This window comes from Methanobrevibacter arboriphilus (genome assembly GCF_019669925.1).
In the GTDB taxonomy this organism is placed as follows: Archaea; Methanobacteriota; Methanobacteria; order Methanobacteriales; family Methanobacteriaceae; genus Methanobinarius; species Methanobinarius arboriphilus_A.
In genome coordinates this window covers 510574-524777 of record NZ_AP019779.1, presented here as the reverse complement: position 1 = coordinate 524777, position 14204 = coordinate 510574, and the positions used below count along the sequence as shown (strand labels likewise).

Sequence of the window (14204 nt, the reverse complement as noted above, 5' to 3'; positions counted from 1 at the left end):
AATATATATTTCATCATTTAGTTATTCTTTTAAATATATTTTATTTTTTAATATATAATATGATTTTAGCTTTTATACTATGATTTTATCTTTTTTATCATGATTTTATCTTTTTTGTAGCTATTTTAATATTATAATTGAATAGGGGGCAATTATGTTTAAAAATAAAAAAATAAGCTTTATTTTATTAGCTACTTTATTTTGTTTTTTGCTTTTAGTTTCAATTAGTTCTACATATGCTAATGAAGCTAATATCACTAATACTACTAATGAAGGTATTAAAGGTAGTTTAGGCAATGACACTATAAATTTAGATGGTGGTATTTACAGTGGAGAGAACAATACTAATATTTCCTTTGATAATAGTAGGAATATTACAATTCAAAGTTCTGATCCCAACAATAAAGCCATTATTGATCTTGGCGGTGATGAAGGAGTAACTTTTATAAATAATACTGGTGCTATTGATAGTTTAGGGAGTTTAACACTGAAAAACTTAGTGTTTAAGAATGCTAGATTCTTTGCATTAATTTGTTTTAATTCAAAATTAACTGTGATCAACTGTACTTTTATACATAATAATGCATTACTTTTTGGTTTAATTGATATGGGCTATCATTCGCAACTTAATATTATAGATTCTGATTTTATAAACAATACTGGACGATATGGGACTGCAATTGCTACTGGTCCTTCTACTAAAAGTATAAGAATTACTAATTGTGATTTTATAAATAATCGTGCTTCTGAGTCTGGTGGGGCACTTTTTATATTTTCTTCAGAATTTAATAATACTAATATTACTAATTGTAATTTTATAAACAATAGTGCTTTAAATGGTGGTGCTATTTATAATTATGATGGTGCAAAGAATATTGTTAATTGTACTTTTATAAATAATACTGCATCTTCTCTTGGAGGTGCAATATATAATGAAAATAATGTTAACCTTAATATCTATAATGGTACTTTTATAAATAATACAGGTTTTTCTGGTGGTGCAATAGCTAATTCTAATATAGACTATATAAATATCTCTAATTCTAACTTTATTAATAACACTGCATTTGTTTATGGTGGCGCTATTTATAATGATCAGTCTAATGGTTTAAATGTTTCAAATTCTAATTTTATAGGTAATAATGCTTCTGATGGTGGTGCTATCTATAATGAAGATTTTAATCAGATTATTATAAATTCTACTTTTACTAATAATTCTGCTACTGGTTCTGGTGGTGCTATTTATAATTTTGGAGATAATCAGAATATATTTAATTCTACTTTTATGAATAATTTTGCTACTGGTTCTGGTGGTGCTATTTATAATTTTGGAGATAATCAGAATATATTTAATTCTACTTTTATGAATAATTCTGCTTCTGATGGTGGTGCTATTTATACTTATTCTAATTATCAAAATATTGATAATTGTGATTTTATAAGTAATAATGCTTCTTTCCAAGGAGGTGCTATTTACCAATTTGGAAATAATCATACTATAACTAATTCTGAATTCATTGGAAATAATGTTTCTGATGATGGTGGTGCAATTTACATTAATGGAGATTGTAATAATATTACAAACTGTAATTTTAAAAATAATCATGCAGGTTATAGGGCTGGAGCACTATATCAAAATGGTTTTAGTAATATAATTAATGATTCTATATTTACAAATAATAGTGCTAGTAAAGGAGGAGCAATATATAGTAACTCTAATATGAATGGTAGTGTAATTAATTCTTCTTTTATAAATAATAATGGATTTTATGCTGGTGCAATCTATATTTCCAATACTAATTTTTATAATATAATTAATTCTTCTTTTGTTAGTAATAATGCTAGTTATGGAGGAGCTATTTTTAATAATGAGATTTATATGAAGCTTGCTAAGCTTGCTGAATTAGATAATATGGGCCTTAGTCAAGTTATTAATTCTAGTTTTATAAATAATACTGCAGACTTTGGAGGGGCTGTTTTTAATTCTGGTTCTTTAAATATTTCTAATTCTAACTTTACAAATAATACAGCAATTAAAGGTGCTGGAGGTATTTTTAACAATAAATTTTTATTTGTAACTAATAATTTTATGACAGGTAATTTTGTAATAGGTAATTTTGCAATTTTAGGTGGAAATGTTATTTATAATAATGGCTCTTTAAATGTTGTTTTATCATATTTGAATAATACTACTATTAATGTTTATAAAAAAAGTTTTACTTTATTTGCATATTTAACTGATGATATGGGTAATCCTATCACTGGTCAAAACGTTTCTTTCTTTGTTAATAATGTATTTATTGGAAATTCAACAGCTTATGAAGGATATTCTTCAATTAATTATTTAATTAATCAAACTAAAGGTATTTTACTTGTTAATGGTGATTATTCAGGTCATAATGATCAAAATATCACTATTAAAAATGGATATTTGTTAATTAGTAAAACTAATGTTTTATCAACTATTATTTTGGATAAAAATCATTATTGGGTTAATGAAACTCTTAATGGTGTTTTCAAAGTTGTTAATATTGGTGATGGTGATGGTGAAAATATAACTGCCCTTATTAGTTTTCCAAACAGCTTTAAATTATATAATTTTACTGTTTCTAAAGGTTACTTTGATTCTAGCACTGGAATTTGGTATATTGGTGATTTAGCTCTAAATGAAAGTGTTAGTATGTTTTTCACTGGCTCATTTAAAGAAAAAGGTGAAAAGATTTTTGTAATTAATGTTAATGGGGATAATATAAATACTTCTTCAGATAGTAAGGCTGTTATTGTTTATAAAAAACATTCTCCAGGTCCTAATCCTGGCCCTAATCCAGGTCCAAAACCTAAACCTTCTCCTAATCATTCTACAGATAATAATGTTAGTGCAGGTATGAAAAAGTCAGGTTTGCCTATTTTTACATTGTTACTAATATTAATAACTTCTGCCATAACATTTAGGATTAAAAAATAGTTTATATGCTTATTTAAAAAATTAGATAATTTTAGGGGTTTTATTCCCCTTTTTATTTATATTTATCTTCTATTCTTTTTTTATTTAGTATTTATTAATTTTTATTATTCTTTCTATTAATTCGTTTTATTTATTTTTTATTCATTATTCTTTTTATTCGCTGATTCTTAATTTTTTTATATAGTAATATAATGATTTTAACAAATAATAATAAATATTTTTGATATATAATTTAAAAAACAATTTAATAAAAATTTAAGAAGTAATATAATAAAAAAATTTTAATTGAAGGAATCAAATTCCTTCAGAACAATTTTTAAAATATTATTATTTGTATTATTGTCTATCTTTTTCTTTTAATTAGAATTGAACCCAATAGACTTAATAACACTAAAAGTATTGTTGTTGGTATTCCAGTTTCCTTCATTTTTGCACTTACAATGTTATCGTAATTATTTGTGGTGTCATTTTCATTATTTATATTGTTGGTGTTGTTTGTATTATTAGTATGGTTTGTATTGTTGGTGTGGTTTGTTTGATTTGCAACTATTAAAATCATACCATTTGCTATGTTTATTGCATATGGGTCATGACCACTATAATTACCAGTAACTTGTAAATTATCATCTTTATTTCCAATAACTGTATATTCTATAGTTGCATAACCTTCAATAGCATCAGAAACTCCAATATATTCTCCATTAATATAGAATGATATATTTTGACCAGTAATACTATTACCCATATCATCGGTTAAAGTAGCATATATATTAATCTTAGTTTTATTATTAACTTTTATTGTTGAATTATTGAGATATTTAAGTTTTAATATTCCCATTGATCCGTTATTGTAAATTTCTTTTCCTAAAAGAGCATTATTGTTTTCCATTATATTTCCTGAAAGTCTCATCATGGCATCATTAAATATAACTCCTCCATAACCTTCTGCTATATTTTCTGTGAAATTTGAATCAACAACATTCATTTCTTCAGTATAGTAGTTGTAAATTGCTCCACCATCATTACTTGCCTTGTTTTTGCTAAATTTAGAGCTATTTATTAGGAATTTAGTGCCTGCAGTATTGAAAATGGCTCCTCCATAACTCGCATTATTTCCATTGAATTCAGATTTTGTTACTGTTATATTATCTCCATAATATATGTCTATAGCTCCTCCATAGCTAGTGGCTTTGTTATTAGTAAATTTGGAACTGTTTATAATGATTTTATTTCCTCCAGTACTATATATAGCACCACCACCCCAACTATCTGGAGCAAGGGATGTATTATTTGTAAAATTTGAGTTAGTAACTTCTAGATCACTTGCATAGTTGTAAACTGCTCCACCACTACTATTAGCTCTGTTATTTGTGAATCGAGAATTAATAATTTTTAGGTTTGAACCACTATGTTCTATAGCTCCACCATCAATTCCAGCAACATTATTATTAAAAATAGAGTTAATAACGGTTATGTTAATTGCATTATTAAAAATAGCACCAGCAGTTCTACTTGCTGTGTTATTGGAAAAACTAGAATTAATAACTTCCATGTTTGGTCCACTATTAAATATTGCTCCTCCACTTCCATCATTTGCAGTATTGTTACTAAAATTACAATTAGTTAGTGTTATTTTTCCTCCATTGTTAAATATTGCCCCTCCACTATTAGCATATCCATTAATTATGGTTATGTTTATTAAAGTTAAGGTGTTTCCTGGGTTAATATAAAATATTCTTCCTAATTGTTGAGCATTAAGTATAGTGTTCTCTCTATTTTCCCCCTTGATTGTTAAGTTTTTATCTATGATTATGTTAGTTATATTATCGGTATATATACCATTTTCAAGATTTATCAAATCTCCATCGGTTGATTCGGCTACTGTTTTATTTAATCCTCCAACTGTGCTATTTGTTATATTGTGTTCTGCAGCACTTGTTGAAGATAAGCTGATTAATAGTAATGTTGAAATTGTAATTGTAAGCACTGTGATTTCTATAATTTTACTTTTTGACTTAATTTTCTCACCTCCTATATATTTTTCATGTATATATTTATTATTGTAGATACTATTTATATTTTTTTCATGATATTATATATAATATTTATTTATTATTTAGATTATTAATAAATATTAATATATTTATCAATAATATTAATATGAATTAGGTTATTTTTTATATATTCTATTAATAAAGTTATATTTCATTAAAATATATAATATAAAAATAAATAGTATAATGTATAACATAAAAATAAATAATAAATATTATATAAAATATCATAGTAAATAATATAAAATAATATATCAAAAAAGTATATTAAATATTCATTTATTAAATTTTATATTAAATGTTTATTTATTAAATTTTATAATTTAAAGATTATCATGTTTCCTGATTTTATCTATGCGTCATTTTGGGGATTTATTGGAACTTTTTCATTGATTATTGGGTCAGTTTTAGGATATTATTTCAATATTCCTAAAAAAATATTGGCTTCATTTACAATATTTAGTGCAGGAATTTTAAGTTCTGCTGTGTGCTTTGAAATACTTTTTGAGGCATATAGCTATGGAGGACTAGCTCCAACTGTATATGGGTTCATTATCGGTGCTTTTATTTTCACGATTTTTGATATTGTTATACATCATTTAAATATAAAAAATAGAAAATTGAAAAATCCTTCTAACAATGTTATTAATTTTGATAATGGATATAATGATTTTGATAGTTCTAGTAACAATAAAAATGAAAATAGTAAAGATAATAAAAGTAATATTCTCAATAATTTTTATATTAAAAATGGAGATAACTCAAATAGATTTTTTTTAGGTAAAGGTGTTTTATTTTCTTTAAAAAATGCATTATTTGAAGTCTATGCTCATAAATCTAAAAAAGAGTATAATAAATATCAAGTTGAAAGTTTCATTATCATGATAGGGGTTATATTAGATGGTATTCCTGAGGCAATAGCTATTGGACTTTTGGTAATTATTGGAGGGCCTATTAGTTTAGCTTTAGTGTTTTCTATCTTGATTGTTAATTTATTTGAAAGTCTTTCTGGATCAACTGATATGAAATTAGGTGGATGGAATAAAAAATCAATACTTTTAATATGGTCATCTGTAACAATATTAGCTACTATATCTGCAACATTAAGTTTCATTATTTTTTCTAACACTGATCATTTTGTTTTATCTATTGCTTTAGGAATAGCTGCTGGAGCTTTAATTTCACTTATAGCTGATGTTATGCTTCCAGAAGCTTTTAAAGAAACTCATGAATTAACTGGACTTTTAATGGGTTTAGGATTTTTAACTTCTTTTATTTTGTCTCACTTAAAATTTCATTGATAAGTATCTATAATCATTGATAATAAGTTGTAATTTTTCATGATTTTGACTTTTACTATAGTTTATTTATATTTCTTTCATATTTTTCATACTTTATTTTTATATTTTTCATATTTTAGTATAGTTTATTTATATTTCTTTTATATTTTGATGTTTTATGTATAGTTTATTTCTTATTCATGGATATTTCATCTTTTTAGCTCAAAACCATGATTTTGAGCTTTTGTTTTGAAAACAATGCCATCTTCTCCAATAAATTCTTTTGTTGCTTTAAATGCATCCCTATTTTTTTTATCCAATATTCCATATATGGATGGTCCAAATGAACTCATACCCACACCATAAGCTCCAAATTCTCTCATTTTTTCCATTGCTGTCTTAATTTTTTCTTTTTGAAGGTCTAATTCCACCTTTTTAAACCCTATTTTCTGAATTTCATTAATAACATTACCAAAAGACTTAATATTTTTTTCTAAGAGAAATGGAATTAAATTCATAAAGATAAGATGGGATAGTTTTTCAACATCTCTTTTTGGAACAGGACAATATTCTTGAAAGATATTTACTTCATTTTTTCCCATTATCGTCCTAGATTCAGGAATGGCTATCAGTATATCCCATTCTTTTGGAAAATCATATCTTCCAATTAAGTTTGGAGGGTTAGCTTTTGAAGCTGAAGATGGTAAAAATTCTGTTTTTTCATTTATATCATGACCTCCATCTATTATAAGTCCTCCTTGATCAAAAGAGTATATTCCGACACCAGATGTTCCTCCTCTACCAAGAATTTTCCCTAATTCTACTCCATTTATTGATATTCCATTGTATTCGCATATTAATTTTGCAGTAGCTAAAGATATTTGAGTTCCAGAACCTAATCCTGAATGTGTTAGAAAGGCTTCATTAACATTAAAATGGAATCCATTATCTATATTAAAGTGTGAAATTATTTTTTCTGCAGAGTCCTTTATTTTCAAAAGGCATTGGTTTTTTATATCATTGTCTTTTATATTCTTGTCAAAATCAATACTTATTCCTTTTTCCAGTATTTCAGCTTCTAGAACAAAGTTTGGTTTAGATATTGTTAATCCAATACCTCCATCACGTCTCCCATAAGATCCATTCAAATCTATTAATGCCATATGTATTCTTGATGGAGTTTTTATAATCATAAATTTGCTCCTTACAGTTAAGGGTTTTTATTTATTAAAACTTTATTTTTGATTAGTTTATCTTTAATTAGCTTTATTTTTAATTATTTTTATTTCTTTTTTATTCTTATTTTCTTTTATATTTTCTATATATTCTATATTTCCTATATTTTTTATATTTTCTATAATATTCTATATTTTTTTATATTTTTTTATATTATCTGTATTTTTTTATGTTTTGTTAAATATTCTTTTATTTTTATTATTTTATTTTCTAACTTCAATTTAATTTTAAAACTATCGTATGGTATTATCCTTAATTTATTATAATAATTTTAATAAATTATCTATTAATCTAAAAATCTAACTAGATTTTTATGATTATTTTATATGTTTGTACAATTAATATAATTTCGATGATTTATATTAAAATTATTAATTATACTATATATATTAGCTGAACAAAATCACAAAGTATAATAATGGAAATAATAATATTTAATTGTGTACAATAAAAATTGTGTAAAGCTCTCACAGCTAATGATTATATTTTACCTTTGAGATAGTATGCTATTTTTATTCTTTTTTTATATATGTTTTGAATCTGTTAAAATAAATACTGTTGCTAATTTTAGTAACAAAATTATAGATTCCAATATGAGGAGTGATCATATGTCATATGTAAGTGATGTTTTAGAAGATTTAAAGAAAAAAAGCGAAAATCAACCTGAATTTATTCAAGCTGCAACAGAGATTCTCGAATCAATAGAACCTGTATTTGAAAAACACCCCGAATATCAAAAAGCAGGACTTTTAGAAAGATACGTTGAACCAGAAAGAATTGTAATATTTAGAGTACCTTGGATTGATGATGAAGGTAAAGTACGTGTAAATAAAGGTTATCGTATACAATTCAATAGTGCTATTGGTCCTTATAAAGGAGGATTACGTTTCCATGAATCTGTGAATTTATCCATTATTAAATTTTTAGGTTTTGAACAAATCCTTAAAAATTCTTTAACTGGAATGAATATTGGTGGTGGAAAAGGAGGTAGTGATTTTAATCCTAAAGGAAAATCTGATAATGAAATTATGAGATTTTGCCAAAGCTTCATGACTGAATTGTATAATTATATTGGTCCAGATACTGATGTTCCTGCTGGAGATATTGGTGTTGGTTCTAGAGAAGTTGGATTTTTATTTGGACAATATAATAGGATTTCAAATGAACACCATTGTGTGTTAACTGGTAGTGGTTTAGAATATGGAGGTTCTCTTGTTAGAACTGAAGCTACAGGTTATGGTCTTGTTTATATTACAGAAGAAGCATTAAAACAGAGAAACGATTCTTTTCAAGGTAAAACTGTTGTTGTTTCTGGTTCTGGAAATGTTGCTATTTATGCTGCTGAAAAAGCTATTATGTTAGGTGCAAAGGTTATAGCTATGTCTGACTCTTCTGGATATATTTATGATGAGAATGGTATTCAAATACCTTTTATAAAAGAAATTAAAGAAATTAATTATGGTAGAATATCTGAATACTTAGATTATTTTGATGATGAAAATTTGACTGCAAAATTTGTTGAAGGTAGTAATAATATTTGGGATCTTAAATGTGATATAGCATTTCCCTGTGCAACTCAAAATGAGTTAGATGGAGATTCTGCTAGAAAACTTGTTTCTAATAATGTTAAATATTTATCTGAAGGAGCTAATATGCCCTGCACTCTTGAAGCAACAGAAATTTTACAAAAAGCAGGCGTTGTTTATCTTCCTGGAAAAGCAGCTAATGCTGGTGGAGTAGCTACAAGTGCATTAGAAATGGCTCAAAGAAGTTCAAAGTTATGTTGGTCTTTTGAAGAAGTTGATTCAAGATTAAAAGCTATTATGGTAAATATATACCATTGTATTGATCAGGCTGCTAAAGAATATGGCTTTGAAGAAAATTATGTTATTGGATCTAACATAGCAGGTTTTATAAAAGTAGCTAATGCTATGATGGCTCAAGGTGTTGTTTAAACCCTTGAATATCATATTTTTTTATAATAATTTATTTTTATTAATTTTTATTACTTAATTTTTATTACTTTTATTATTAACTTTTATTATTACTTTTTAGAATTATTACTATTTTTTAGAATATTAATACAATTTTTTTATTATTAGTTTTTTATTATTTTTTAATATTATTATTATTTTTATTATTAGTTTTTAACATTAGCACTGTTTTTTAGTATTAATTTATAATTTCCAATGTTTTTTGTATATTTTTAATTTTTCTTTTCAGTATAATATAAAATTATATTTAAAATATCTTTCTTCTTCCTTTTGTTAAAATTTAAATAAATCAATCTTTATAGTATTTGATATATTTCTCCTATATTATCGATAATCTCAATATTAGAATTATCCAATGTTTTTTTGGTAATCATATGACTATCATCAGAATTTACTAGTATTGCAGACATACCTGCATTTACAGCTCCAATAATATCAATTTCAGATTTATTACCTACCATAATACTATTTTCTGCCTTACAATTCATTCTATTCAATGCTTCTTCAAATATTTTTTTTTCAGGTTTTTCAGATCCTACTTCTTCTGATGTAATAACTTCTTCAAAAAAATAATGAATATCCAATCTAACTAACTTTTCCCATTGTTTTATTGTTATACCATTAGAAATTACTCCTAATTTATATCCTTTATTTTTTAGATAGATAAGAATGTTCATTGTTTCTGGAAATGGTCTAAGTAGGGCAAACTTAACATTGTGATATGTAACCATTCCTAAAGCAACTAGTAAGTTATTTTCTTCACCACATATTTCTTTTGTAAGAACATTAAAGTGTTTATTATAATTTGAACCTTTTTTTGAGATAATCTCTTTTAGTAAATTATATGTTTCTTCTTTATTTGAAGGTAAGCCGTTTTCAATCATCACATCAATAGCTGCTTTTCTAGCTACTTCTGCAAAGCTTGAAGTATCTAATAATGTTCCATCTATATCGAAAAAAATTGCTTTGTCCATTCTAACACCAAAATCCTTGCTTAAAACATTAAATATTTAAAAAAATGAATCTAATGTTTTTTGTTTTTCTTTTTCTCCAAGTTCTTTTAATTTTTCTTTAGTATATCCAAATGATTCCATTATCCTAGAAACAGCAGGAATTATTTGATTATCAATATAATAATCAGAATCATAGATATATTTTTCTGAATCTTCGAATGGAATTGCTCTTTGACTTATTGGACCTTTACCTTTAACTACCACATATTGGATTATAGTTCCTCTACCAATTTTCATTCCTTTATCTTCTAATCTTTGCGCAGCTACAACATGAGGTCCGATTTGTTTATAATCAGATAGTTTTTTGGTTATTTGTGTGTGAATAATCAGATCTTTCATATCCACATCACCAGATTTTACTTTTTTTAAGATTTTTCTTATGATTTGCACTGCTTTTTCAACATCACCATCTTTTAATATAGCCATCAGTATTCCTTGTTGGGTATCTTTAGCTACTGGGGCCCAATCTCTTCTAACAAGTTCTAATCCTTTAGCTATAATTACTCCATCTTCTATTACTGCATATCTTTTTTTTGTTACAAAGAAACCTCTTCTATAGAATCCTTCATATTCAAGTTCCATGCTTTCAGGTAGTGTTGCATTAAAATCTACAAGAAATTTATGTGCTTGAGATTTTATTTCCTCCTCAAGAGCTATTTGTTTATCAGTTTCAGCCACCATTTTAAAACACTTGATTTTAATAGTTCTATTTATTAAATTTATTATAATAAAAATTTATTATATAAAAATTTATTCATGATATTTACATATTAGTTTAAACTTATTAATAGATTTAGTCATACTTATTAATAGACTTAGTTATATTAATACTAATTTAGTTATATTATTTTTAATCATATTATTAATTGATTTAGTATAATAGATTTAGTATTATAGATTTAGTATCAATAGATTCAGTCATATAAACATAAATAGATTTAATAATAATTATAAAAATAGCTATTTATCTAAAAAACTATTTATAATTAATAAATTAATAGTATTTAGTATATTAAATACTATTATAAACAATAGAAATTCTAAAAATAATAACTTTTTAAAATTGCTCTTATTTTAGAACTTGTTAATAATAGTTAATATATAAATTAATATATAAGTTAATATTAAAGTTTATATATGATAAAAACCAATATTTGGTTATCATATCTAAAAGACTATTTTTTCTTTTAAATTAAATCAAATGTAAGAAAAATATCAATAAAAATATCATAATATTTTAATTATAATTATATTTATTATCAATATTTATGGTTGTTTTAGGTTTTTTTAAGAGTGATTAAGGATTTAAATGGGTCTTTTATATTGAATATTATTAATTTACAAGATTTAATAAAGATTTAATAAATAAAATTATTTATAATAAATAAAATTAACTTTAATTAGGTGAAATAATGGCGATATCACAAGGAAAATCCACAAGAAAATCAACTGGTGGAAGATACATAGCAAATCGTGGGAAAAGAAAATCAGAGCTTGGAAGAGAACCAGCTTATACTAGATTAGACGAAAAAAAATTGAGAAAAATTAGGACTCGTGGTGGAAACGAGAAATTGAGATTAGCTTCTGAAAATAAAATAAATGTTGTTGATCCAGAGTCTAATAAATCTGAAACTGTTGAAATCATTACTGTACTTGAGAATTCTGCTGATCCCAACTATGTAAGAAGGAATATTATTACAAAAGGAGCTATCGTGGAAACTAGTGCAGGTAAAGCAAAGGTAACCTCAAGACCTGGTCAAGATGGTGTCCTTAATGGTGTTTTAGTCACTGAATAAGGATTATTCTTCTGATTCTAATATAATAATAATATTAAAAGATGATTTAGAAGATAATTATATTATTTTTATAATTTATTAATATTTTTATAATCTTTTAATATTTCTATAACTTTTTTTAATATATATTGTATTAAATTTACTTTTTATATATATTAAATCTACTTTTTTTTGATTATTTTATAATATACTAAATTATCTCTGCTTTTATCAATAATTTATTCTATTTTTATAAAAATTATTTATAAAATTTTAAATAGTACAAAAATAATCATTAATATATCATAAATATATTATAAAAATTTTAATTCAATTTTAACTTTGAGGTAAAAATTATGCTTAGTGTTAATTTAGAAGCTAAAAAAACAGTAGATGTAATGATTGAAAAAGCTGATGAGCTTAATATAGCTGTTTCCAAATTAAATAATGGTGCAACTATTATTGATTGTGGTGTAAATGTAGCTGGAAGCTTAAAAGCTGGTGAATATTATACTAAAGTATGTCTTGGAGGATTAGCTGAAGTTGGAATTTCTATTCCTGGAGATTTGTCTGAAAAATTTGCTCTTCCTTCTGTTAAGATTAAAACTGATTTCCCTGCTATTTCCACTCTCGGTGCTCAAAAAGCTGGCTGGTCTGTAAGTGTTGGTGACTTTTTTGCTTTAGGTTCTGGTCCTGCAAGAGCATTAGCTAAAAAACCAGCAGAAACTTATGAAGAGATTGGATATGAGGATGATGGGAATATTGCAATTCTTACTCTTGAATCCGATAATTTACCTGGTGAAGATGTTGCAGAAGCTATAGCTAATGATTGTGGTGTTGATGTTAAAGATGTAACTTTACTTGTAGCTCCTACTTCTTCTCTTGTTGGATCTATTCAAATTGCTGGAAGAGTTGTAGAAAATGGTACTTATAAAATGTTAGAAGCTCTTCATTTTGATGTTACTAAGGTTAAATATGCTGCAGGAATTGCTCCAATAGCTCCAATTGACCCGGATGGTTTAAAAGCTATGGGTAAAACAAATGATGCTGTTCTCTTTGGAGGAAGAACTTATTATTACATCGAATCTGAAGAAGGTGATGACATTAAAGAATTAGCTGAAAAATTACCTTCATCTGCAGCTGATGGTTATGGAAAACCATTCTTTGATGTATTTAAAGAAGCAGAATTTGATTTCTATAAAATAGACAAGGGAATGTTTGCACCTGCTGAAGTTGTTATTAATGATTTAAGAACTGGTGAGTTATTTAAAGCAGGATATGTAAATGTTGACCTTTTAAAGAAATCATTTGGTTTATAGTTTATTTATATAATTAAAACATAGATTGTATAATAACTTCTACTAGATGAGTTATTCATATCTATTTTATTTTTTTTATTTTTTTTTTAATTATCTATATTTTTAATTATCAATATTCTTAATAATTATATATATTATATAATATTTGGGGTTTATATGACAATTTTTATATATGAAATAAGCTTGGACACATCCAAAAGAACTGAAATTATAGATATAACTTTAGATATTCAAGAAATTCTAACTAAAAGTAAATTAAACTTTGGAATTATTAATATATTTTCAAAACATTCAACTTCTTCAATAGTAATCAATGAAAATGAAGAAGGTTTATTATATGATTTCGAGTCTATTTTAAATAAAATTATTCCTAACAATAATAGTTATAATCATGATATTATTGATAATAATGCAGATTCTCATATTAAATCTTTATTTTTAGGTTCAAGTGAAACTATTCCTTTTTCAAATAACGATTTATCTGTTGGTACATGGCAATCAGTTTTTTTTGTAGAATTTGATGGTCCAAGAACAAGGAAAGTTGAATTAACTGTTATTGGAGAATAAC

Annotated in this window: 10 protein-coding genes; 6 read left to right on the top strand and 4 right to left on the bottom strand. The window is 25.1% G+C overall.

Annotated elements, in window-relative coordinates; genetic code table 11:
* Window positions 1–154: 154 nt before the first annotated feature.
* Window positions 155–2965, top strand: a complete 2811-nt coding sequence (locus MarbSA_RS02160; protein ID WP_221061753.1) for a right-handed parallel beta-helix repeat-containing protein — start codon at window positions 155–157, stop codon at window positions 2963–2965.
* Between the two features lie 343 nt (window positions 2966–3308).
* On the opposite strand, the gene MarbSA_RS02155 is transcribed toward MarbSA_RS02160, so the two are convergent.
* Window positions 3309–4952 (bottom strand): right-handed parallel beta-helix repeat-containing protein, encoded by a 1644-nt coding sequence (locus tag MarbSA_RS02155; protein ID WP_221061752.1) that lies wholly within the window; start codon window positions 4950–4952, stop codon window positions 3309–3311.
* Window positions 4953–5354: 402 nt separating this feature from the next.
* On the opposite strand from MarbSA_RS02155, the gene MarbSA_RS02150 reads away from it, so the two are divergent.
* Window positions 5355–6320 (top strand): ZIP family metal transporter, encoded by a 966-nt coding sequence (locus tag MarbSA_RS02150; protein ID WP_221061751.1) that lies wholly within the window; start codon window positions 5355–5357, stop codon window positions 6318–6320.
* Window positions 6321–6508: 188 nt separating this feature from the next.
* On the opposite strand, the gene MarbSA_RS02145 is transcribed toward MarbSA_RS02150, so the two are convergent.
* Entirely contained in the window at window positions 6509–7492 is a 984-nt protein-coding gene (locus tag MarbSA_RS02145) for a beta-ribofuranosylaminobenzene 5'-phosphate synthase (protein WP_054835755.1), read from the bottom strand.
* Between the two features lie 651 nt (window positions 7493–8143).
* Here MarbSA_RS02145 and gdhA point away from each other — a divergent pair.
* Window positions 8144–9490 carry an NADP-specific glutamate dehydrogenase gene (gene gdhA, locus MarbSA_RS02140; RefSeq protein WP_042704721.1) on the top strand — a complete coding sequence of 449 codons (1347 nt, stop codon included), beginning with the start codon at window positions 8144–8146 and terminating at the stop codon, window positions 9488–9490.
* A gap of 335 nt (window positions 9491–9825) precedes the next feature.
* Here the strand turns inward: gdhA and MarbSA_RS02135 are convergent, their stop codons facing one another.
* Window positions 9826–10503 (bottom strand): TIGR02253 family HAD-type hydrolase, encoded by a 678-nt coding sequence (locus MarbSA_RS02135; RefSeq protein ID WP_221061750.1) that lies wholly within the window; start codon window positions 10501–10503, stop codon window positions 9826–9828.
* A 36-nt stretch (window positions 10504–10539) separates the two neighbouring features.
* Window positions 10540–11223 carry a DNA polymerase domain-containing protein gene (locus tag MarbSA_RS02130; protein ID WP_221061749.1) on the bottom strand — a complete coding sequence of 228 codons (684 nt, stop codon included), beginning with the start codon at window positions 11221–11223 and terminating at the stop codon, window positions 10540–10542.
* A 731-nt stretch (window positions 11224–11954) separates the two neighbouring features.
* On the opposite strand from MarbSA_RS02130, the gene MarbSA_RS02125 reads away from it, so the two are divergent.
* From MarbSA_RS02125 to MarbSA_RS02115, 3 genes are all read left to right on the top strand, one after another.
* A complete protein-coding gene (locus tag MarbSA_RS02125) occupies window positions 11955–12338 on the top strand; it encodes a 30S ribosomal protein S8e (RefSeq protein WP_042704240.1) in 384 nt (127 codons plus the stop codon).
* A gap of 335 nt (window positions 12339–12673) precedes the next feature.
* Complete coding sequence (gene mch / locus MarbSA_RS02120; RefSeq protein WP_054835922.1) at window positions 12674–13636, top strand: methenyltetrahydromethanopterin cyclohydrolase; 963 nt, start codon at window positions 12674–12676, stop codon at window positions 13634–13636.
* A 156-nt stretch (window positions 13637–13792) separates the two neighbouring features.
* The gene (locus MarbSA_RS02115) at window positions 13793–14203 is read left to right on the top strand and encodes a secondary thiamine-phosphate synthase enzyme YjbQ (RefSeq protein ID WP_054835775.1); all 411 of its coding nucleotides are present in this window, start codon (window positions 13793–13795) and stop codon (window positions 14201–14203) included.
* Window position 14204: the final 1 nt, after the last annotated feature.